The sequence below is a fragment of the Acidobacteriota bacterium genome, from assembly GCA_020853395.1.
Classification (GTDB): domain Bacteria; phylum Acidobacteriota; class Vicinamibacteria; order Vicinamibacterales; family SCN-69-37; genus JADYYY01.
In genome coordinates, this window is the sequence record JADYYY010000015.1 from 139,104 (window position 1) to 160,452 (window position 21,349).

At 69.6% G+C, this 21,349-nt stretch carries 20 protein-coding genes; 9 read left to right on the forward strand and 11 right to left on the reverse strand.

Annotation, left to right across the window (positions count from 1 at the left end; translation table 11 throughout):
- Positions 1-13: 13 nt before the first annotated feature.
- The 5 genes from IT184_14580 (at position 14) to IT184_14600 (ending at position 5,799) form a co-directional block, all read left to right on the forward strand.
- On the forward strand, positions 14-901 hold the full coding sequence (locus IT184_14580) for a sugar phosphate isomerase/epimerase (protein MCC7010030.1): 888 nt from the start codon (positions 14-16) through the stop codon (positions 899-901).
- A gap of 216 nt (positions 902-1,117) precedes the next feature.
- Entirely contained in the window at positions 1,118-2,362 is a 1,245-nt protein-coding gene (locus tag IT184_14585; GenBank protein MCC7010031.1) for a Tm-1-like ATP-binding domain-containing protein, read from the forward strand.
- Positions 2,359-3,231, forward strand: a complete 873-nt coding sequence (locus IT184_14590) for a creatininase family protein (protein MCC7010032.1) — start codon at positions 2,359-2,361, stop codon at positions 3,229-3,231. Before IT184_14585 ends, IT184_14590 begins: the two co-directional genes overlap by 4 nt.
- Positions 3,232-3,253: 22 nt before the next feature.
- On the forward strand, positions 3,254-4,690 hold the full coding sequence (locus IT184_14595) for an FAD-binding oxidoreductase (GenBank protein MCC7010033.1): 1,437 nt from the start codon (positions 3,254-3,256) through the stop codon (positions 4,688-4,690).
- Positions 4,687-5,799 carry a (Fe-S)-binding protein gene (locus IT184_14600; protein MCC7010034.1) on the forward strand — a complete coding sequence of 371 codons (1,113 nt, stop codon included), beginning with the start codon at positions 4,687-4,689 and terminating at the stop codon, positions 5,797-5,799. Before IT184_14595 ends, IT184_14600 begins: the two co-directional genes overlap by 4 nt.
- A 31-nt stretch (positions 5,800-5,830) precedes the next feature.
- Here the strand turns inward: IT184_14600 and IT184_14605 are convergent, their stop codons facing one another.
- Positions 5,831-6,745, reverse strand: a complete 915-nt coding sequence (locus IT184_14605) for a dimethylmenaquinone methyltransferase (GenBank protein ID MCC7010035.1) — start codon at positions 6,743-6,745, stop codon at positions 5,831-5,833.
- A gap of 61 nt (positions 6,746-6,806) precedes the next feature.
- Positions 6,807-8,207 (reverse strand): mandelate racemase/muconate lactonizing enzyme family protein, encoded by a 1,401-nt coding sequence (locus IT184_14610; protein MCC7010036.1) that lies wholly within the window; start codon positions 8,205-8,207, stop codon positions 6,807-6,809.
- A 312-nt stretch (positions 8,208-8,519) separates the two neighbouring features.
- Here IT184_14610 and IT184_14615 point away from each other — a divergent pair, with 312 nt between their 5' ends.
- From IT184_14615 to IT184_14625, 3 genes are all read left to right on the forward strand, one after another.
- Positions 8,520-9,479, forward strand: coding sequence for a threonine/serine dehydratase (locus tag IT184_14615; GenBank protein ID MCC7010037.1), 960 nt, complete (start codon positions 8,520-8,522; stop codon positions 9,477-9,479).
- Positions 9,480-9,579: 100 nt separating this feature from the next.
- The gene (locus IT184_14620) at positions 9,580-11,367 is read left to right on the forward strand and encodes a glycoside hydrolase family 15 protein (GenBank protein MCC7010038.1); all 1,788 of its coding nucleotides are present in this window, start codon (positions 9,580-9,582) and stop codon (positions 11,365-11,367) included.
- Positions 11,368-11,488: 121 nt separating this feature from the next.
- Positions 11,489-12,130 carry a dienelactone hydrolase family protein gene (locus IT184_14625; protein MCC7010039.1) on the forward strand — a complete coding sequence of 214 codons (642 nt, stop codon included), beginning with the start codon at positions 11,489-11,491 and terminating at the stop codon, positions 12,128-12,130.
- Here the strand turns inward: IT184_14625 and IT184_14630 are convergent.
- From IT184_14630 to IT184_14650, 5 genes are all read right to left on the reverse strand, one after another.
- The gene (locus tag IT184_14630) at positions 12,119-12,811 is read right to left on the reverse strand and encodes a YceI family protein (GenBank protein MCC7010040.1); all 693 of its coding nucleotides are present in this window, start codon (positions 12,809-12,811) and stop codon (positions 12,119-12,121) included. The two genes, IT184_14625 and IT184_14630, sit on opposite strands and share 12 nt — an antisense overlap.
- 205 nt (positions 12,812-13,016) lie before the next feature.
- The gene (locus tag IT184_14635) at positions 13,017-13,286 is read right to left on the reverse strand and encodes a hypothetical protein (GenBank protein MCC7010041.1); all 270 of its coding nucleotides are present in this window, start codon (positions 13,284-13,286) and stop codon (positions 13,017-13,019) included.
- Positions 13,287-13,541: 255 nt separating this feature from the next.
- Positions 13,542-13,784: a hypothetical protein gene (locus IT184_14640; GenBank protein MCC7010042.1), complete on the reverse strand. Its 243-nt coding sequence runs from the start codon at positions 13,782-13,784 to the stop codon at positions 13,542-13,544.
- 382 nt (positions 13,785-14,166) lie between these two features.
- Positions 14,167-16,749 (reverse strand): ABC transporter permease, encoded by a 2,583-nt coding sequence (locus IT184_14645; protein ID MCC7010043.1) that lies wholly within the window; start codon positions 16,747-16,749, stop codon positions 14,167-14,169.
- On the reverse strand, positions 16,749-17,114 hold the full coding sequence (locus tag IT184_14650) for a helix-turn-helix transcriptional regulator (GenBank protein ID MCC7010044.1): 366 nt from the start codon (positions 17,112-17,114) through the stop codon (positions 16,749-16,751). The genes IT184_14645 and IT184_14650 overlap by 1 nt, the downstream gene beginning before the upstream one ends.
- 154 nt (positions 17,115-17,268) lie before the next feature.
- Here IT184_14650 and IT184_14655 point away from each other — a divergent pair, with 154 nt between their 5' ends.
- The gene (locus IT184_14655; protein ID MCC7010045.1) at positions 17,269-18,123 is read left to right on the forward strand and encodes an NmrA/HSCARG family protein; all 855 of its coding nucleotides are present in this window, start codon (positions 17,269-17,271) and stop codon (positions 18,121-18,123) included.
- A gap of 42 nt (positions 18,124-18,165) precedes the next feature.
- Here the strand turns inward: IT184_14655 and IT184_14660 are convergent, their stop codons facing one another.
- From IT184_14660 to IT184_14675, 4 genes are all read right to left on the reverse strand, one after another.
- Positions 18,166-18,642 carry a hypothetical protein gene (locus IT184_14660; protein MCC7010046.1) on the reverse strand — a complete coding sequence of 159 codons (477 nt, stop codon included), beginning with the start codon at positions 18,640-18,642 and terminating at the stop codon, positions 18,166-18,168.
- A gap of 178 nt (positions 18,643-18,820) precedes the next feature.
- Entirely contained in the window at positions 18,821-19,876 is a 1,056-nt protein-coding gene (locus IT184_14665) for a hypothetical protein (GenBank protein MCC7010047.1), read from the reverse strand.
- Positions 19,877-20,112: 236 nt separating this feature from the next.
- Complete coding sequence (locus tag IT184_14670; GenBank protein ID MCC7010048.1) at positions 20,113-20,631, reverse strand: phosphoenolpyruvate hydrolase family protein; 519 nt, start codon at positions 20,629-20,631, stop codon at positions 20,113-20,115.
- Positions 20,632-21,151: 520 nt separating this feature from the next.
- The gene (locus IT184_14675) at positions 21,152-21,349 is read right to left on the reverse strand and encodes a hypothetical protein (protein ID MCC7010049.1); all 198 of its coding nucleotides are present in this window, start codon (positions 21,347-21,349) and stop codon (positions 21,152-21,154) included.

Consider the following 21,349-nt stretch of genomic DNA (forward strand, 5'->3'; position numbering starts at 1 on the left):
GGAGGGAGTGCCCATGCGCGTGGCGATGCACAACTGGATGCGGGCCGAGCCGATCGAAGCGACGATCGAGCGGCTGGCGAAGTGCGGGTACGACGCGATCGAGATCAGCGGCGAGCCCGAGAAGTACGACACCAGGGAAGTCCGAGGGCTGCTCGAGCGGCACGGCCTCACGTGCTGGGGCTCGGTCACGCTGATGCTCGGCGACCGCAACCTGCTCGCAGCGGATGAACGGCAGCGCGCCATGTCGGTGAAGTACGTGAAGGACACGATCACGATGGTCAAGGAGCTCGGCGGCGAGGAGATCACGATCGTGCCCGGCACCGTCGGGAAGGTCGTGGCGGACGCCGGGCCGGACGAGGAATGGCGGTGGGCCGTCGACAGCCTCAAGCAGTGCTACGAGCACGGCAAGCGCGAAGGCGTCCGGATCGCGATCGAGCCGCTGAACCGCTTCGAGACGTACTTCGTCAGCCGGCACGATCAGGCGCTGTGCCTGGCCGATGCCGTGGCGCCCGACTGCGGCATCTGCCTCGATGCATTCCACATGAACATCGAGGAGAAAGACTTCTTCCAGGCGATCAGGAACGCGAAGGGCCGGCTCGTCGACTTTCACGTGGCCGACAACAACCGCATGGCGTGCGGGATGGGCGCGCTCGACTGGAAGAGGATCATCGCGACGCTGCGCGAGATCGGGTACGACGGCGCGCTGACCGTCGAGTTCGTCGCGCCAATCGACCGGACGCCGGCGAATCCGTACAAGAACATGCTCGAGGCCGGCCCGCGACCCGACATGACGCCCGAGGAGTGGAAGTTCATGGTCGACCATGGCACCGGCGCGCTCTCCGACGAGTTCTACACGTGGCTCGTGCAGGAGACGATCGATCATCTCAGGCAGAGCATGTGACGGTCCGTCGTGCCGGATCCTCGGTCGTTCTGACCCGGCGTCAGCGCGTGCCTCGAACCTGCCATCAGGCAGCTCTCGGTCCGGTTCGCCTGCCGCACGTCCGGTCAATCGGTGCAGGCGGTCGGTGCCGGACGCTGACGTTGGATTGAGGAAACGCCAGGCGAGCGTCCGAGCGCTCCGCGGACCCGGCGTCTCCGACGAGCCAGTCGTACCCGTATGAAGCACGTGCTCTTGATCGGCACGCTCGACACGAAAGGGCCCGAGGTCGCGTACGTGCGCGATCGTGTGCGGGCGCTCGGCGTCGAGCCCATCGTGGCGGACTCGGGGATTCTCGGCGAGCCGCTCGACATCGTTCCGGACGTCACGCGCGCCGAGGTCGCGACGCTGGCCGGCACCACGATCGACGCCTTGCGCCAGGCCGGTACGCGCGGCAAGGCCGTCCACGGCATGCTGCCCGGCCTGCGGAAGCTGGCGCTCGATCTCTACAAAGAGGGGCGGCTGCACGGCGCGGCCGCACTGGGCGGCGCGGAAGGCGCCGTCCTCGGCGCGAGCGCGATGATGGGGCTTCCCATCGGCGTGCCGAAGATCATCGTCACCCCGATTGCCTCGGGGCATCGGCGGTTCGGGCCGCTCGTCGGCACGAAGGACGTGATCGTCGTCCACTCGGTGATCGACATCCTCGGCCTGAACCCGATCAGCCGCGCGGTGTTCGACAACGTGGCGGCGGCGCTCGCCGGCATGGCGCAGCACGGTCACGCGCTCGAGATGCGGGACGGCCGCCGGCGCGTGGCGATCACGATGCTGGGGAACACGACGACGGCCGTGATGCGGATCCGGGATCGGCTGCTCGCGCACGGGATCGAGTCCGTCATCTTTCACTCGAACGGCGTCGGCGGGCCCGCGATGGAAGAGCTGGCCGCCGACGGGCTCTTCGCCGGCGTGATCGATTTCACGACCGACGAGCTGGCCGACGAGCTGGTCGGCGGATTTCACGCGGCCGGACCGGACCGCCTGCGAACGGTCGGCCGCCTGGGGCTGCCACAGGTCGTCGTGCCCGGCTGCATCGATTTCTCGGTGCACGGCAGGCCCGAGGCGGTGCCCGCCGCGCTCGCCGGCCGTCCGATCTACACGCACAATCCCGAGTTCACGCTCGTGCGCACGCAGCCCGACGAGATGGCGCAGCTCGGCCGCGTGTTCGCCGAGCGGCTCAACGAGGCGATCGGCCCGCTGTGCGTCGTCGTGCCGACGGCCGGCCTGTCGATTCCGTCGGTTCCGGGCGGCGTGTTCTGGGACCCCGACGCCGATGCCCGGTTCCTCGCGGCGCTGCGCGGCGCGCTGCGGACCGACATCCCGATCCGCACGCACGCGCTCCACGTCAACACCTCGGAGTTCGCCGATCTCGTCGCCGACGAGTTCCTCACCCTTCTGCACCGATCAGCCGCAAAGGACACGCGCTCATGACCGTCCCGATTCCGATCACGCTGACGTCGAACAACATGGCGGATCTCGCCTACCCCGACGTCCAGGAGTACCTGAAGGTGTGCGACCTCGTGCTCGTGCCGATCGCGAGCACCGAGCAGCACGGGCCGCACCTGCCGCTGTCGACCGACACCGTCACGGCGGTGCAGGTCGCATCGCGCGTGGCGAAGATCAACAACATGCTGCACACCCCGGTCATCTGGACGGGCTACTCGCCCCAGCACATGGCCGGGCCCGGCGAGGGGCGCGGCACCATCACGGTGCGCGCCTCCACGCTGCAGGCGATCATCCACGACGTCGCCCGCAGCCTGATCCACCATGGCTTCAACAAGATCATCTTCATCAACGGTCACGGCTCGAACGTGAAGGTGATCGACCAGGTGCTGCGGAAGCTGCGGTACGACACGGGGGCGCTGATCGGCTGGTGCAACCCGTACATGGAGCGGTACGTGGGTCTGCTCGAAGGGCTCATGGAGAATCCCGCCGACGAGACCCCGGGATGGCACTCGAGCGAGCTGGAGACCTCGCAGATGCTCGCCAACGACGCGCGGCTGGTGCGGATGGATCGCGCGGTCAAGACGCTCACGCAGATCCCGGCCTGGCTGCCGAAGAAGTTCGGCAAGAAGGACGGCGCGCCCGACATCCAGTTCGAGGGCTACAGCTACTTCACGTTCCCCATGGACCATCACGAGTTCACGCACACGGGCGTCATCGGCAACCCTGAGCGCGCGACGAAGGAGAAGGGCGAGGAAGCGTTCCGCCGCTACTCGGAGCACATCGCGCGCGCGGTGGCCGCGCTGCTCGACGTCGAGACGCGCGTGCACACGCGGGAGTTCAGGGACCGGGTCTGAAGATCGACGCCGCGCCGATCCGATGAGCCTGTCTCCTGACGTTCTCCGGTCGCTCGAGCGGGTCGTCGGCGCCGATCGCGTGTCCACGCGCGAGACGCACCGGCTGATCTACTCGGTGGACTCGTACTGGCTGCCGCAGATGTGGCTCGACCGCGGCGAGCGCATGCCCCAGCCGGACGCCGTGGTCTTTCCCGCATCGGTCGCGGAGATCAGCGGCGTCCTGGCGCTCGCGCACGCCCACCGCATTCCGGTCGTTCCGTGGGGCGGCGGCTCCGGCACGCAGGGGGGCGCGCTGCCCATCCACCACGGGATCGTCGTGGACGTGAAGCGCCTGAATCGGATTCTCGAGATCAACGAGCGGTCGCTCTACGTCACGGCGCAGGCGGGCGTGAACGGGACGGAGCTCGAATGGGCGCTGAACGAGCGCGGGCTCACGCTGCCGCACTACCCGGCGTCCGCCAACTGCGCGACCCTCGGCGGGTATCTCGCACCGCGCGGATCGGGAACGATCAGCACCAAGTACGGCAAGGCCGAGGATCTGGTCATGAGCCTCGAGGCCGTGCTGCCCGATGGGCGGGTCATCCGGACGCCGCCGGTGCCGAACCATGCGTCGGGGCCGGACTTCATGCGCCTGTTCCTGGGATCTGAAGGCACCTTCGGGATCATCACCGAAGCCACGATGCGCGTGACGAAGCTGCCAGAGGTGCGGCTGTTCCGCGCGATCCTGTTCAAGGACGTCGCGACCGGGCTCGAAGCTGGGCGCCGGATGATGGTCGACCGGCTCGACCCGCTGGTCATCCGGATGTACGACCCTCATTCCACGGCGTCGCTCGTGAAGCGCGTGCTCGGGTACGAGCTGAGCGGCGCCTACATGATCGTCGGCTTCGACGGCTGGCGCGAGATCGCCGCCGCGCAGGAAGCCCGCGCCATGGCGATCTGCGACGAGCTGGGCGGCCGCGACCTCGGGCGGGAGCCGGGCGAGCGCTGGTGGAACCACCGGTACGACTTCTACTACCCGCCGCTGTCGCTGCATCTGCCGGCGATGTACGGCACGGTCGAGACCGTGGCGACGTTCGATCGAATCGAGGCCATCTATCACGCGAAGAAGGCTGCCATCGAGGAGGGCTTCGGCCATCTCGGCGTCGAGTACATCGCGCACTTCTCGCACTGGTTTCCGTGGGGCGCCAGTCTGTACGATCGCTTCGTGCTGCGGGCCGCGCCCGCCGACCCGCGCGAGGCGCGGGCGCTGCACGACCGGCTGTGGGACGCGGCGGTGGAGACCTCGCTGCGCCACGGTGGCATGATCAACGAACACCACGGCGTCGGGTTGAAGCTGAGCCGCTTCATGCGCGCGCAGTACGGGGCGGCTTGGCCTCTGCTCGAGGCGATCAAACAGACCATCGATCCGCACGGCATCATGAACCCCGGCAAGGTCGGGTTCGAGGAGCGCCCGTCGTGAGCCACACGTCGGCGGCCGGAACGCAGCGGACCACCGAGCTCTGCCGCTACTGCTGGATGTGCCGTCACGTGTGTCCAGTCGGCCGCGTGACGGCGCAAGAGACACACACGCCGCACGCGTGGGCGCTCACGATCGAATCGGTCCGCCGCGGTCAGATTGCGTGGACGGCCGACAGCGTCGACGTGCTGTTCGCCTGCGCGGACTGCGGCCTGTGCCAGACGCATTGCGTCACCGGCCAGCCGCTGCCCGACGCCATCGTCCAGGCGCGCGCCGAGGTCGTTGCCGCCGGCGACGCGCCGGCCGGCATCCAGGAACTGGCCGGCCGCCTGCAGCGCTATGGCAACGCCTACGTGGAGGCGGCGCCCAAGCGGGGCGGCAGCGTCGGGCGCACCGCGCTCTTCGCCGGCGACGTCGCATCCGCGCTGCGGCCCGCCGCGATCGACGCCGCCGTTCGCCTGCTGGCCGCCGCCGGCATCGATGACGTGGTCGTGGTCGCGCGCGGCCGCTCGTCGGGGTTGCTCGCGAGCAGCGTCGGGCTCACGAGCCTGGCGCGGTCGCTCGCGCGCGAGGTCGTGGACGACGTGCAAACGGCCGGCGCACACGATCTGCTCGTCCTTTCAGCCGCGGACCGCTGGACGTTCGACTACGTCTACCCGCGCCGCCTCGGCGTGACGTGGCCGGACGGCGTGCACGCGCTCGAGGTCGCGACGGTGCTCGCGCGCGCGCACGCCGAGGGACGTCTCACGTTCACGCCGATCGACGACGACGTGCCGTTCGGCTATCACGATCCCTGCCACGCGCCGCGGGTACGGCACGACCCGGAGTCGCCACGTGCGCTCGCCGGCGCCGCGCTGGGCGCTCGAAACGCGCGCGAGCTCTTCTGGCGAGAGCGCCGCGCGCATCCGTGCGGCGCGATCGGAGGGCTCGAGTACACGCACCCGGAGGTCAGCCGTGCGCTCGCCGAAGCCCGCCTCGGCGACGCGAGGGCCGCTGGGGTTGGCCGAATCGTGACCGAAGACCCGGCCTGCGCCGCCCAGCTCGCGCGGCACGCCGGCGACGTTGACGTCGTGAGCCTCTACGAGCTACTCGACGAGCGGCTCGTCCGCTGAGCGGCCGCGGCGATCGGCAGAATCCGTCGAGCTATTTCTTCGGGTACGTCGCCCGAATCTCCTCGAGCCGCTTCTTCAGGTAGGCGTCGTACTCGGCTTTGAGCGCCGGGTCGCTGGGCGTCCCGTAGATCTCGCGCGATCTGTAGCGGCCTTCATCGAACTTCTTGCGCGTCCACTCGTCGTGCACGTGGATCACGTCGGCGCCGTCGAGCACCGGCTCGACGAGTGCCGGCGGGATGAAGTAGACGCCCTCGGCGTCGCCGAAGACGAGATCGCCCGGCATCACCGTGGTCTTCCCGATGCGCACCGGCACGTTGATGCCGGTGAGCATCACGTTGCCGATGGGTGTCGGGTGCGCCGTCCGGAAATAGGCCGGCATGTCCATGGTGCGGATGCCTTCGAGATCCCGGATCGCACCGTCGACGACGAGGCCGGCGCCGCCCGTCGCCTTCATGACGTAGTAGAACAGGTTGTCGCCGACGATCGTGCCGTTCTCGTCCATGCCGAAGAGATCGACGACGAGGACGTCGCCGGGCTGGAGCATGTCGATGGCGACCTGGTTGTTCATCCGCCCGACGCCGAGGGCCTTCGCGTTGGCGTTGACGATCGCGTCGAGGTCGGGCCGCACCGGCATGAACTGCACCGTGAAGGCCCGGCCGACCAGCTTGCGGCCCGGGTGGAGCACCTGGAAGCCGTTCGCGAACTGGTTGCGGAAGTTCTTGCCCGGCAGCACGGCCAGCACCTCTTCGGCAGAGAGGCCGCGCGCGCGCTCGACCAGCCAGTCCGGCACCTTCGGCCGGCCATCCGGGAAGCGCTCGTAGGGATTCTGCGCGCTCCATTCGATCATCTGCTCGCGGTTCAACGAGAAGAGTTGTGCCTTCGGCATCGCGCCCAGCGCGAAGGCGACGAGGGAGAGCGCGAGCACGAAGCGCGTTCGACCGATCATCAATGCCTCCAGGACCACGGATGGGCGTCTGGTATTTCGAGCCGCCAGCGTCGGCGTTCGTTCAGCTCCAGAGCCGATCGTTGGACGGCACGGTGTCCCACTCCGGCGTCGGGCGGAACAGGCCGGAGTCAGGCCGCAGGTGCTGCTGCACGACGTCGAGGTTGACGTCGAGGCCGAGCCCCGGCGCGTTCGGCGGCACCGCGAAGCCCCGATCGAACAGCGAGCCGCCGCCGAGCACGGTGACCATCGAATTCCACCACGGCACGTCGAGCGAGTGGTGCTCGAGCGCGACGAAGTTCTCGGTGGCAGCGGCTGTGTGCACGCTCGCCATCAGGCTGATCGGCGTGCCGGCCGAGTGCATGGCCATCGCGACGCCGTGCTCCATCGCGTAGTCGCCGATCTTCTTCGTCTCGATGAGGCCGCCGGAGCTCGCGAGATCCGGGTGGATCATGTCGACGGCGCCCATGTCGATGAGCTTGGCGAAGTCCTCTTTCAGGTAGATGTCCTCGCCCGTCAGGATCGGCGTCGTCGTCGACTCCTTGATCTGCTTGACGAGATCGCCGAACTGCCAGGGCACCATGTCCTCCATCCAGGCGAGGTTCCACTTCTCCATCGTGCGCGCCAGCTTGATGCAACTGTTGACGCCGATGTGGCCGTAGTGGTCGGTGGACAGCGGGATCTCCCAGCCGATGATCTCGCGGAGCGTGCCCACCCAGTCCGACAGCCAGGCCAGCCCCTTGTCGGTGATCTCGATGCCGGTGAACGGGTGCATCACCTGGGCACCCTGGCCGAGGCTCGTGCCGGCCGGATAGGACAGCGTGCCGGGCACCTTCTGCATCAGCCCGATGCCGAAGTCCTGTTTCAGGAAGGTGATGCCGCGGTCCATCCGCTCCTTGAGCCGGGCCGCCTGTTGCTTCGGATCGGCCTCACTCGTCGTGTCGGCGTAGAGCCGCACGCGATCGCGGAAGCGGCCGCCGAGCATCTGCCAGCACGGCACACCCCAGGCCTTGCCTGCGAGGTCCATCAGCGCCATCTCGATCCCGCACACGCCGCCGGCCTGCCGCGCCGGCGCGCCGAACTGCTTGATCTTCCGGAACACCTTGTCGACGTTGCAGGGGTTCTCGCCGACGATCCGGCTCTTGAGCATGAGCGCGTAGCGCTCGTTGCCGCCATCGCGCACCTCACCCCAGCCGACCAGCCCTTGATTGGTGTCGATCCTGATGATCGGCACCGTGAAGGGCGCGCCGGTGACGACGGCGACGCGCAGGTCGGTGATCTTCAGCGCCGACGGCTCGGATGCGCGGTTCACGTTCGCCTGCACGAAGTCGGCGCGCGCCGCCGCGGCGGCCTCGCCGGTCAGCGCCATCGCGGCGGAGGCGCCGAGCCCGAGCGTTCGGAAGAACGATCGGCGATCCACACCCGGGTGGCTGTCATCGAGCAGCGCGCGCGTTGCGGGTTTCATGAGCCTCCTTGTCGTCCCGGTACCGATGTTCGAGCCTGGCCGTCTCGCACGGATGTCGGGTCCCGGCCGGCGACCGATCGTGCAACGCCCCGAGAGCGTCGGGCCGCCCGGCGTGTGCGAGCTGGCGCGTCCGGGCGGCCGTGTCGCACGCGAGCGCCGCGCTCGCGGCCGGCTCCTGACCGCCATTCGAGCGATCGTCAGCGCGCTCGCCGTCCCCTCGGGACCCCCACGGTCCTCCTCCCAGTTGTCGTGTGCTGGACAGGATAGGGACCTGGCGAATGGAGGTCAAGGGCCGTCCTCTACAATGTCCCCGTGTCTCTCGTCACGCTGGGCGCCATCCGCGCGGCGCGCGAACGCATCGCGCCCGTTGCGCGCGTCACGCCGCTGCTCGACGTGTCGGTCCACGCGGGCCGGCCGCTGGCGCTCAAGTGCGAGAACCTGCAGCCGTCGGGAGCGTTCAAGATCCGCGGCGCATTCAACATGCTCGCGCAGATTGCGCCCGACGTGCGCGCGCACGGAGTCATCACCTACTCGTCCGGCAATCATGGAGCGGCGCTCGCATTCGCGGCGCGTGTCCTCGGCGTGCCGGCAGTCGTCGTGATGCCGACGACCGCTCCGGCGGTCAAGGTGAACGGCGTGCGCGGGCTGGGTGGCGAGGTGATCTTCGCGGGCACGACCTCGTCGGAGCGCCGTACGCGCGCGGAGTCGGAAGCCGTGGCGCGGGGGCTGACGATGGTGCCGCCCTTCGATCACGAATGGATCATCGCCGGTCAGGGGACAGCGGGCATCGAGATCCTGGAGCAGCAGCCGGACGTCGCCGCCGTGCTCGTGCCGATTGGCGGAGGCGGTCTGGCTGCCGGCATCTCGGCGGCCGTCAAGCTGTCGGCGCCGCACGTGAAGGTCGTCGGCGTCGAGCCGACGGGCGCGGACGCCATGAAGCGGTCGCTCGCTGCCGGCTCGCCCGTGACGCTCGATCGCGTCGAGACGATCGCGGACGGCTTGATGCCCGTGCGTCCCGGCGATTTGACGTTCCAGCACGTGCGCGCGTTCGCCGACGCCGTGATCACGGTTGATGATCCGGCGATCGTGCGCGCGGTGATCTGGCTCGCCGAGCAGGCGAAGCTCGTCGTCGAACCGAGCGGCGCCGCGGCGGTGGCCGCGGTCCTGAGCGGTGCGCTCGACGCGGCCCTGCCGGTCGCCGGGCCCGTTGTCGCGGTCGTGAGCGGCGGGAACATCAGCGTCGAGTCGCTCTGCGCGCTGGCCGCTGGGTGAGCGCCCTCGTCGTTCCAAACGTCCTCTGCGCTGGCGCTGCGTATACTGATCCGGTCCGGTCGTTGTCCGCCAGCGCTCCCCAGCCGATCGTGCGACTCCGATGACTCCGATCGAAGACTACGCGCTCATCGGCGACTGCGAAACGGCGGCGCTCGTGTCGCGCGGCGGCTCCATCGACTGGCTCTGCTGGCCGCGATTCGATTCGGACGCGTGCCTGGCCGCGCTGCTCGGCACCCCCGCCAACGGACGATGGCTCGTCGCGCCGCTCGAGGGCGCGACCATCACGCGCCGCTATCGACCCGACACCCTAATCCTCGAGACGACGTTCGAGACGTCTTCCGGGCGCGCGACGCTCATCGACTTCATGCCGCCGCGCAGCGCGAGCTCCGACGTCGTGCGGCTCGTGCGCGGCGATCGCGGCTGCCTCCGCTTCCGGACCGAGCTGATCCTGCGGTTCGGCTACGGGCGCGAGGTGCCGTGGGTGAACCGGCTGCCGGACGGCACGCTCCGGGCCATTGCCGGGCCCGACATGGTGCTGCTGCGGACGCCGGTGCCGCTCACCGGCGTCGATCTCACGACGGTCGGCGAGTTCGACGTGCTGGCCGGCCGCACCGTGCCGTTCGTCCTCACGCACGGGTCGTCTCATCGGCCGCCGCCGCGCCACATCGATCCCGAAGGAGCATTGCAGGCGACCGAGGCGTTCTGGACCGAGTGGGCCGCGCGCAATCAGTCGACGGGCGAGTGGCGCGAGATCGTGATGCGGTCGCTGATCACGCTCAAAGCGCTGACGCACGCGCCGACCGGCGCCGTCGTCGCCGCGCCCACGACGTCGCTTCCGGAGCTCATCGGGGGCACGCGCAACTGGGACTACCGGTTCTGCTGGGTGCGCGATGCGACGCTGACGCTGCTCGCGCTGATGAACGCCGGCTACTACGACGAAGCGCGCGCCTGGACCGATTGGCTCCTCCGCGCCGCCGCCGGCGCGCCGTCCCAGCTCCAGATCATGTACGGCCTCGCCGGAGAACGGCGGCTCGCCGAGTTCGAGCTGCCCTGGCTGCCCGGCTACGGCAGCTCGCAGCCCGTCCGGATCGGCAACGCGGCGCACGAGCAATTGCAGCTCGACGTGTTCGGCGAGGTCATGGACACGCTCCACCAGGCCCGCCGCGGCGGGCTCGATCATCGCGGCGACGACTGGGCGTTCCAGCGCGCGCTCGTCTGCCATCTCGAATCGGTCTGCGATCAGCCGGATCACGGGATGTGGGAAGTGCGCGGAGCGCCACGGCACTTCACCTACTCCAAGGTCATGGCCTGGGTCGCGTTCGACCGCGCCGTCCGCGCGGTCGAGACGCTGCGCGTGGACGGTCCGGTCGATCGCTGGCGCGCGCGCCGGCAAGCCCTCCACGACGAGGTGTGCACGCGAGGCTACGACTCGGCGCGCGGCTGCTTCGTGCAGTCGTACGGATCGCGCGAGCTCGACGCCAGCCTGTTGCTGCTGCCGACGACGGGCTTTCTGCCGGCGAGCGACCCGCGCGTGCTCCGTACGGTGGCTGCAGTCGAACGGGATCTGGTGGCCGACGGCTTCCTGCGCCGCTACGACACGGCGAGCGGCACCGACGGCCTGCCGGCGGGCGAGGGCGTATTTCTCGCGTGCACGTTCTGGCTCGCCGACGCCTATGCGGTCATCGGGCGCCTCGACGACGCGCGGCGGCTGTTCACGCGCCTCGTCGGCCTCGCGAACGACGTGGGCCTGCTCTCCGAGGAGTACGACACGACGATGCGCCGGCTCGTGGGCAACTTCCCGCAGGCGTTCTCCCACATCGCCCTCGTGAACACCGCGCACAACCTCGCCCGCGCCGCGAAGCCGGCCGAGCAGCGGGCCGCGTCCTGACGCTGCCGATCACGTCGTGGTCGCCGTTCACCGCGTTCGTGCGCGCCGCGTTCGACCGCAGGCGCACGCGCCGCACGCCGGGTCGTGCCGCATCGCCGGCCGGCTCACAGGAGGAGAGACGATGACCGAGGGGACGCTCGATCCGCACGCCGGCGCGGTCTGGCTCCATCACGGGCCGCGTCCCGCCGAGGCGCGCGTCACGCTCTTGTGCCTGCACGGCCGCGGGGCCTCGGCCTCCGACATCCTGCGGCTCGCGGCAGAGCTGCGGCTGGATGACGTCGCATGTCTCGCGCCGCAGGCATCGGGCCGCACGTGGTATCCGCACACGTTTCTGGCGCCGCTCGACCAGAACGAGCCTGCGCTCGGCTCGGCGTTGCGTCTCGTCTCCGGTGCCATCGACGGCCTGGTCGCCGACGGCGTTGGCGTCGGGCGGATCGGCCTGATCGGGTTTTCGCAGGGCGCGTGCTTGTCGCTCGAGTTCGCGGCACGCCACGCGCGGCGCTACGCCGGCGTCTTCGGGCTGAGCGGCGGGCTGATCGGGCCGCCGGGGACGCCGCGAGCGTACACGGGATCGCTCGACGGCACGCCCGTCTTCCTCGGTTGCAGCGACGTCGACGTCCACATTCCGCTCGCGCGCGTGCACGAGACCGCCGACGTCCTGCGCGGCCTTGGCGCCGCCGTGGACGAGCGGATCTATCCCGGAATGGGGCACACGGTGAACGGCGACGAGATCGCCGCGATCAGAGCGGTCCTACAACGCTGACCGCTTCGCCTTGAACTCGACTTCCAGCTCGATCTTGTCGTCGACGCTGAGCAGCCGCGCGAGCGACGGCTTGGCGATCTTGTAGGTCGGGAAGAGCAGCGTCGTGGTGGCGCGTCCCGACACGGCGTCGTTGCCGAACGTCGCGACCACGTTCCAGGTCGCTTCGCTCGTCACGCCGTGCAGCGTCATGTCGCCGATGAGCTGGAACCCGGCCTGGGCCGGCGGCGCTGAAGGGAACGGCACCGGCAGGCCAACGGCGCGCGTCGGCACGAGCTCGAGGAACGGGAACTTCTCCGTTTCGAGCGTGTTGCGCTGGACGTAGCCGTCGCGCATCTGCTGGTCGCTCGTGAGCGTCCGCAGATCGACGGTGATCTTCGACTTCGCGCGATCGACCGACCCGTCGGGATTGATCACGATCGTGCCGGTCACCGACTCGGTCGAGCCGACGGCATCGCTGGGGAAGTTGATGCCGGCCAACTGCTCTCGAACACGATAGCGGGCGCGGGTGCCCTCGGCGATGTCGAGCTTCGCGGGCCGTTTGGGATCGGGAGCCGGCGCGGCAGCACGGCCGCCGCCGGGCGCGGGCGGCGCGCCTTGCGCGCCAAGAACGCTGATACCGGGACCGGCCGCCAGGCCGATCGCGAGCGAGAGAGCGAGCACCACCAGACCCCGTGACTTCACGTGCGTGTCCTCCTGAGGGAACCTGGAAGGAACTACGGCAAACGTGGGCCGGTGGTTTCCTCGAGGGCATCAGGCATCGCGCCGTGCCGCTCGGGAGCCGGCCGGACGGGCTCCTCGTGCGGTCTCTGGGGATGAGCGTCCGGAGGCTGGCTGGCTGACTGACGGGTGCGCGAGGCGGAGCACGTGCCGGCGTCCGTCCGGGCGTTCAGCCGAGGCGTTTGAGTCTGATGACGTTGCTCCGCCGGCGTCGTCGCGGCGTGACCGCCACTGGGGCCGGGCTGGTGGACCGCGCGAGCACGTCCTGCTTCTGTTCGTCGAGCGCGGCCCTCCGCTTCTTCTCGCGAAGGTATCGGTACTCGTCGCGGCTCGAGTCCCAGGTGCGCGTGCCGATCGGCGCGCCAGGGATCACCGGCTCGCGCCAGCCGCACGATCGACACACGATGTGGGCGGGCATGTCGGCGGTCTTCGGCGTCATCACCGTATCCGAATGGCGACACCAGAAGGTCCGCAGTATCCGCCACGACTGCAGTTGCATAGATACGCTCCTGAAAGCGCTGGGCGCGCCGAAAGAGAGCGCAACTTCAGTACCACGTTGTCGCCTGGATCAACGGTAGGTGCCGCGCGAAACGCGCCGGAAGTCTGCTCCGCAGGTGCCTTCGGTCGCGCTCCGGCCGCAAGGACGGCACACGTTTTCGCGGTTCTTCCCCGACCGGTCGGCGGCCGGCCGCCGTTACGTCCAGCCCTGGGCGAGGGCTTCCTTCTTCCAGGCCTCGGCGACCGTCGAGACCTCGCCGTGAGACGTGCAGACCTTCGATCGGAGGAAGTTCGAGCCAGCAGTGAGCCGGAGCTCCCAACCAAGCCGATGTGTCGACACGGCGCACCGCAGCGTGAGCGCGCCGCGCGTCAGCGCGAACATGTCGCCCAGACGCTGCGGGCCTGCGTAGAAATCGTAGCGTTTGAGCACGAGGTCCATGAGCCGATCCCAGTGTACAGGTCGCGCGTCGTCTTGCCCGCATGCCTGCGCGGTTCGCACGCGCCGCCGGGCCGACTGCCCTCGTCAGATCGCTCGTCGCCCGCTCGTGGCAACTCGGTGAGCAGACGGATGCGGGCACGAGCCGCGCCGCGCTCGTCTGCGCGTCTGGACTCTCGTCCACGGAGTAGTGACACGTCCCGACGCAACGGTCATCGCGTCCGCGGCACGACGTCCGCGCGTGCGCCAGTTCGGAGGTCACCGATGCTCGAGGGTCGCAACGTCTCGAAGCGATACGGCGCCGTCACGTCCTGCACCTGCAGTGGCGACGGCCAACAACCGTCACTCTGCGCACAACGCGACGTGCCTCTTGGCGCGTCGCTCGTCATTCGACTCTCAAGACGGTGACCGGCGTCACCTTCGTGGCTTTGAGCGCTGGCACGAGCGAACCCGCAGTCGCGATCAGCATGACGATGCCGGCCCCTGTCGCGAACGTGGCCGGATCGCCGGGCGTGATGCCGAAGAGGAGCGCGCTCATGGAGCGCGCGAGCACGTACGCGGCCGGCACACCGAGCGCCATGCCGAGCACGGCCAGGCGCAGGCCGTCCGCGAAGATCATGCGACCAACCCGTGCGGGACGGGCGCCCAGCGCGAGACGGACGCCGATTTCGCGGGAGCGTTGCGCGACCGTGTAGGCCAGCAGTCCGTAGATGCCGACGCCCGACAGCAGAATGGCCACCGCCGCCAGCACGCCCAACACGCGAAGCTGCGCGCGCCGGCCCGCCGTCTCGCTCGCGAGCACGTCGTCCATCGTCCGAATCTCGGAAACCGGCTGCTCGGGGTCGGCCGCGTGCACGATCTGGCGGATCGCGGAGACGATCGATGGCTCGGCGCCGGCATGGCGCACGACCAGATCCTTCGGGTCGAAGTTGGCGGGTTGTCCGTTCGCGATCTGCTGCGCGGGCAGGTACATCTGAGGTTCACTCGCGCGCTCCAGCCCGCGGACTCTAACATTGCCGACGACGCCGACCACGGTGCGGATGTCACCGCGGTGTCGGAACGTCTTGCCGATCGCGTCTTGGCCGGGCCAGTACCGTTCGGCGAACGACTCACTGACCACCGCGACCCACGCACCCTCCCGCGTGTCGGTGTCTTCGACGTCGCGTCCACGCCGCAGCGGAATTCCCATCGTGGCGAAGTAGCGCGGCGTTATCCACCGATGGCTGACCGCCTCGTTGCGGGTAGCCTGCGGATCCCGTCCCGGAACGTCGAGGCCGGTGACGAAGCCGGTGACGATCATCGGCAGGCCGCTCGTGAACGCGGCGCTCTCGACGCCAGGCAGCGCGCGCACAGAGGTCAGGACGCGTTGGTAGAACTCCGTGCGCCGGATGGCGCCGGCATACTTCGGCCGCGGCAGCGCCGTCTCGAGGGTCAGCACGTGGTCGGCCGCGAACCCAGGATCGATCGTCTGCACACGCCAGACCGTCCTGATCAGCAGTCCCGCGGCAATCAGGAGGACCATCGACATGGCGATTTCGACGGTCACGAGCCCGGCGCGGACGCGCTGCGTGCGGTCGCCGCTGCGGGTGCCCCCACGGAGCACGGCGAATCCCGTACGGCTGGCGCGAATCGCCGGGAACACGCCGAATCCGAGCGCCGTGGCCGCCGTGAAGGCCGCCGCAATGGACAGCACGCGGAGGTCCAACGTCGGCCGTGTGGACATGGGGAGCGTGGACGGCACGAGCGTCGAGAACCACGGCACCGCAGCGGCTGCCATCAGGACGCCGGCGGCGCCGCCGATGGTGGTGAGGACGACGGTTTCCGTGATGAGCTGCCGCACGAGCCGTTCCCGGCCCGCGCCGAGCGCCGCACGGACGGCCAACTCTCGCCGGCGCGCGGCGGCGCGCGCGAGCAGGAGGCTGGCGAGATTTGCGCACGTGAGGAGCAGAAGGCACGCGCTCGCGCCGCTCAACGTGACGAGCGTCAAGCGGGCGCGCGGCGACATGTTGTCCGCGAGGCGGAAGAAGCTGATGCCCGTGTCCGCGTTCGTCTCCGGGTAGTCGTGTGCGAGACGATCGGCGATCGTCGTCAATTCCGCTCGCGCTCGATCGAACGTCACGTTCGGTTTCAGGCGGCCGATGGCTTCGATGTAGTTGTCGGTTCGATCCGCGAAGTCGTCGCCCTCGAGCGGGAGCGGCGTCCAGAGCTGGATGTCGCGATTGGGGAAGTAGAAGCCAGACGGCATGACGCCGATGATCGTGTAGGGCGCGCCGTCGAGCGTGATCTTCCGGCCGAGCACGTCCGGTGCGCCTGCGAACTGCGAGTGCCACAGGCCGAAGCTGATCACCGCGGCATTCCGGTCCTCCGCGTTTCCCTGGCGGAAGACGCGGCCCATCAGCGGTGTTACGCCGAGCAGCGGCAGTACCTCGGACGTCACCGGCGACGTCGACAATCGACGAGGCTCGCCGGCGCCGACGAGATTCATGGCGCCGTTGCCGAACGCGCCCATGGCCGCGAACGACGAGCTCATGACCTTGAAGTCTCGATAGTTGGCCGGCGACAGCTCGTTGTTGCAGCCCCAGCCGCCCCCTCGCCGTGGTCCCTCGCAGAGTCGCACCAGGCGGTCGGGTTCCGGGAACGACAAGGGCCGCACGAGCACGAAGTCCGCGACGGAGAAGGCGACGGTGTTCGCGCCGATGCCGAGTGCCGCCACCACGATCACGGTCAATGCGAACCCGGGCGATCGGTAGAGCGTGCGAGCTGCGTAGCCGACGTCTTGCCTGAGGAGGTCCCAATGGACGGCCGGCGCGTTCACGATCAGCTCGCCGACGACGGCGAGCCAGACCGGCACGCGTGCGAAGCCGTGCGCCGCGCGAAGGCGCGCTCGAACGATCGCCGCCATCTCGTCGCCGTGCGCGGCGCGGAACGACGCGGGGTAGGCGTGGAGCAGCAGGCGATAGAGCCGCATCAGGCCTTGCGCGGCACGAGGCCGCTGGAGCGGGCGAGGTCGAGCATCTGCGCCAGCCGGCGGCTCTCAGCCGCTGCGACCGCCCGGCCGAACGGCGTGATCCGGTAGTAGCGCCGGCGCTCGTCGTCGAAGTCGCCGGCCGGCCGCGTGCGGCTCTCGCGAATCAGCCCTTGGCCGAGCATCCGCTCGATGGAGCGGTAGAGCGTGCCGGGACCCAGCTTCAGCGCGCCGCCAGTGCGCGCCTGGACGTCCTTGATGATGCCGTAGCCATGCCGATCGTCCTCGGCCAGAGCAACGAGGATGTGAAAGGCCGCGGCGGGCAGCGGCAGCAGCGATTCTGGTGTGGTCGTGGCGGGCAACTCTATCCACCGTGCACACAGTTGGACGGAAGTGGGACGCCGTGGTTAGCAGGCTCTGCCGGAGCCGGCGCGTCGCGTGTGCGGCGGCCCGAGCGCGCGCCGATCGCGGGCGCCGCCAACGTACAATGCGGTGAGACCAAGCTCTCCGGAGGCGGAGTACCTGATGAGCGATCGGACGATTCTGATTACGGGCGTGACGGGCAAGCAGGGTGGATCGACCGCACGAGCGCTGGTGGGCCACGGATTCCGCCTGCGCGGCATGACGCGGCGGCCGCACAGCGACGAGGCGCGCGCGCTGAAGAATCTCGGCATCGAGATCGTCGAGGGCGACCTCGACGACGAAGCGTCGCTGACGCGCGCGATCGCCGGCGCGTGGGGCGTGTACGCGGTGCAGAACACGTGGGAGGCCGGCGTCGAGCGCGAGGAGACCCAGGGACATCGGCTTGCGCGGGTGGCGCACGCCGCCGGCGTCGAGCACTACGTGTACGCGTCGGTCGGATCGGCGCACCGGCAGACCGGTATCCCGCACTTCGACAACAAGGCGCGGATCGAGGACACGATCCGATCGCTCGGGTTTCCCTCCTACACGATCATCCGGCCGGTGTTCTTCATGGAGAATCTGACGTCGCCCTGGTTCCTCAACGGCGACACGCTCTACGCCGCGCTCTCGCCCGCGACCGTGCTGCAGATGATCGCCGTCGACGACATCGGCAAGTACGGCGCGCTCGCCTTCACGCAGTCGGAGCGCGTCAGGAACCGGGCCTTCGACATCGCCGGCGATGCGGTGACGATGCCGATGGTGGCGAGCGTGTTCACGAGAGTGTTCGGACGGCCGATTGGGTTCGTGCAGGTGCCGCTCGAAGAGGTGCAGAAGAACAGCGAGGACTTCGCGATCATGCTGCAGTGGTTCGGCGAGGTCGGGTACGACGTCGACATCCCCGCGCTGATCCGCGAATTCGGCATCACGCCGATGACGTTCGAGCAGTGGGCGAGCCGGTTGCCGGCTGCCCAGTGACGAGACGCCAGAGGATCATTCGCTGAAGCCGGCCGGACCCCGTCAGGCCGGCATGACGCGAGGCCTGCGCCGGAGCAGGAGACGCCAGTAGATCGCGGCGCTGAGGCCGCCGGCGAGGGCGCCTTCGCAGACGATGAGGCCGAAGGTCGCCCACGGCACTGCGCCCGCGAACGGGACGGGCGCTCGCCGGCTGAGGTATTCCACGACGTAATCCGTCGTCCCGCCCCAGACGTAGCGGCCGAGCACGCCGCTCAGCAGACCCATCGCGATCGGCAGCAGGCCAGAGATGGCACCTGCCAGGACGACCTCCGTGAACCTCGTCCGGCCGGTGTCCAGCGCCCAGAACGCCAGCGGCACGCCCACGAGCGCCGCGCTTCCGGCGGCGAAGATCAAGACCGTCCCAGCCGGCACGCGTGGCGACGGATCCAACCACCTCAGCACGACCGCCACGATCATCACGACCGGAACGATGGCGAAGACCTGAAGCGGCGAAGGCGGCGAGTCGTCAGGGTCGGTCATCACACGTCTTGGACACCGGGAAGACATCCGGCGGACGCTGGCGTCAGACGGATGATGCGTGGGGCGTGTCCGTGCGCACCGTCACAGCGCGCTTCACCAGATCCGATCGCGTCGACACGGACGAACATGGCTGCTGCGGCGCCCCATGATCGGTCGGCGCCGTACCTGAGGAGACCGCCTACCAGCGGACGACCGCAGCAACGCCTGCGCCTTGCTTTCGCAGCAGGGGCGTCACCGTGATGCCGGTGCCGAGGGTGCGGCGATAGAGCGGCGCGCGATGGTCGCGGAGGCTGTCGGCCAGCGCGCCGATCGCACTGCCGATCCCGGCGCCTATGCCGACGAAGAGCGCATTGACCGCGAGCACCTCACCGGCGCCGCACTCCTCTTCGAACGCGCACGCGAGATACGTCACGAGCACCGAGGGCGCGAGCGCGCCGAGGGCTCCGATCTTCACGCCGCGCGCGATCCCGTTGCGGATGGAATCCGTCGTGTCGATGGCATCGATCTCGTCCGGCGCGAACGACATCAGGCCACCCGCCGTGTGGAGCGTGAGGCGCGATGCGGAGCGGAGGACGACCTCGCCCGCGATCTCGCGGCCCTGGCCGTTCGTCACCCATGCCCGATCGCCCTCGGCGAGCCCAGCCCACGGCGTCGACGCGGCAACGTCGCGCGGCCGCGTCGGGTATGCACCGATCGGCACGACCACGCCAGCCGACAGCCGTCCGGCGAGCCGATCGGTGAGGATGAAGGACGATTCCAGGACGATGGCCGCGTGCGCGCCCACGCGGACGTCGACGCCGCCGCCGACCGTGAACGCCGGCAGCACCTCGCTCGATCTCGACGCGGGAAACGTCACGGGCGGTGGCCCCGGCAGCGCGGACTCGCCGACGACGATGAGCGTTCGCGCGAAACCGCCGCCGAGCGTGGTGAAGGCGCGGACGGGACCCTCGGCGTGCACGACGCGCTTGAAAGCCGCGAGGTGGAGATCGGTCGTCCGTTTCGTCAGCGGTTCGGACGGGGACAACGCCTGCAGGCTGGTGGTGACCTGAAGCGCGTTTCTGCCGTCGAAATTGACGACCAGGCGCGGCCCGCGCGCCAGGCCGCCGCGGTCGCGGATGAGCAGCGCCGACGCATCGATTCCGAGCTCGACGGCGGGTGCTGCAGTCTGCGCGGCCGCTTGGTGTGCCGCCGGGCTGGTGACGAACGCGACCGCCAAGAACAAGGAACGCATCATCGTGGACCTCTCACCGATCTATGCGCAGATCGCGCCAGCATCGGTTCGCAAGCCTGTTGCTGGAGGTGCGAGCCTCGTGAGGGCATGCCGTGCCGGGATGGGAACCGGACGGGGCTCGAGAGGGCCGGCCGAGTGAGAGCCCATGCCCCGAGGCCGACGGGCAAGACGCGAGCGCGACACGGCCGCCGTGCGCGCGGCGAGTGCCAACAGCACGGCAGGAGAGTCCGCCGCGCTCGTCACGAGCCCGAAGCCGCGGGAGGCTGTGGCATTCCGATGCCTGCCGCAGCCTCCCGCGGCATCGCGAAGGCGTCTTGATCGTCGAACACGTACGGCGTCGTCAGCAGATCCATCCGGCGGGCGAGCGCGATCATCTCGACTTCCTTCGCGTAGCTCCTCCCCGTCTCCTCGAGGCTCTCGCGGAAGACGCACGAGCACGGACGGCCGCGAGCTGCGCCGCCCGTGGTCGTCCGTGATCGTGGCGTCACGCCCGCGGCGTGCGGACAGGGCGCCGCGGACGTACGAACTCGAACGGATAGAGCGAGCTCCACCGTGGGTTGTCGCGGTGATAGACCACGACGACCGCCTCGCCCGCCGACAACGACCGTTTCGACGCGTCGAACCGGGCCGCCGCGCGGCTGCCGCCGAGCGGCCGGAACTCGTACTCGAGACAACTCGCGCCTTTCCTCCCGACGCCGAGCCTTCGGGACGGCGTGACGATTCCGGCCACGACACGGCCTTCCGCGAGCAACTGCCACTGGCGTCTGACGGAGAACGCGATCCCGAACGCCAGACCAGCCAGCAGAAGGCTGACGAACGGGACGAGCAGGAGCGGTGGGCCATCTCGAGGAGGACGGTCCGGCATCCAGCTCTGATCGGGACGTGATCGCAGGAAGGCGACGGCCAGGTGATCGCCGGGGCGAGGGCGCGTCGCGGGCGCCATTCGGCGATCGACGTCGCCACGGAACTCGCGTCCGTCGACGGAGTACGTGTACGAGACCGCGACGCGGCGCCTGTCGTTCGACCGAGGCACGACTCGCGTGACCGTCGCGGTCGCGACCACGCTGTCGCGCGACCGCAGCTCCTGTTCGGCGATGCCGCGGCGATGGAGCGCGGACAGGAGCGCCGCAGCCGCAAGGGCGGCGACCGCCAGCGCGCCGGCGACGGCGACGATGGCGATGCCGTGCTTCGTGAGCTCGACGTCGCGCGGCACGCTTCCGCCCAGCTCGTCGGGAATGCTCCCGGCCGGATGACCGTGTGCCTTCGTCGCGCCGCTCTTCATCGACGTTTCCCTGGCTTGCTGTCTGCGGCGGCGCCCTCGCCGGAGGCCGGCAGGCGGCCGTTCGCTTCGAGCGAGCGCCGGAGCACGAATTCGATCTGGGCGTTCAGGCTGCGCAGCTCGCCGGCCGCCCAGCGCTGCAGCGCGTCGTACACGGCCGGATCCAGCCGGAGCAGAAAGGCCTTGCGCTCCGCCAT

Bases quoted from the DNA above. Each gene is read 5' to 3' on its own strand.
- IT184_14610 (MCC7010036.1), bottom strand. From the start codon at position 8,207: ATGAAACCCGCAACGCGCGCGCTGCTCGATGACAGCCACCCGGGTGTG.
- IT184_14660 (MCC7010046.1), bottom strand. From the start codon at position 18,642: ATGACCGACCCTGACGACTCGCCGCCTTCGCCGCTTCAGGTCTTCGCC.
- IT184_14620 (MCC7010038.1), top strand. From the start codon at position 9,580: ATGACTCCGATCGAAGACTACGCGCTCATCGGCGACTGCGAAACGGCG.
- IT184_14645 (MCC7010043.1), bottom strand. From the start codon at position 16,749: ATGCGGCTCTATCGCCTGCTGCTCCACGCCTACCCCGCGTCGTTCCGC.
- IT184_14635 (MCC7010041.1), bottom strand. From the start codon at position 13,286: ATGACGCCGAAGACCGCCGACATGCCCGCCCACATCGTGTGTCGATCG.
- IT184_14585 (MCC7010031.1), top strand. From the start codon at position 1,118: ATGAAGCACGTGCTCTTGATCGGCACGCTCGACACGAAAGGGCCCGAG.
- IT184_14675 (MCC7010049.1), bottom strand. From the start codon at position 21,349: ATGGCGGAGCGCAAGGCCTTTCTGCTCCGGCTGGATCCGGCCGTGTAC.
- IT184_14590 (MCC7010032.1), top strand. From the start codon at position 2,359: ATGACCGTCCCGATTCCGATCACGCTGACGTCGAACAACATGGCGGAT.
- IT184_14625 (MCC7010039.1), top strand. From the start codon at position 11,489: ATGACCGAGGGGACGCTCGATCCGCACGCCGGCGCGGTCTGGCTCCAT.
- IT184_14605 (MCC7010035.1), bottom strand. From the start codon at position 6,745: ATGATCGGTCGAACGCGCTTCGTGCTCGCGCTCTCCCTCGTCGCCTTC.
- IT184_14595 (MCC7010033.1), top strand. From the start codon at position 3,254: ATGAGCCTGTCTCCTGACGTTCTCCGGTCGCTCGAGCGGGTCGTCGGC.
- IT184_14665 (MCC7010047.1), bottom strand. From the start codon at position 19,876: ATGATGCGTTCCTTGTTCTTGGCGGTCGCGTTCGTCACCAGCCCGGCG.
- IT184_14640 (MCC7010042.1), bottom strand. From the start codon at position 13,784: ATGGACCTCGTGCTCAAACGCTACGATTTCTACGCAGGCCCGCAGCGT.
- IT184_14580 (MCC7010030.1), top strand. From the start codon at position 14: ATGCGCGTGGCGATGCACAACTGGATGCGGGCCGAGCCGATCGAAGCG.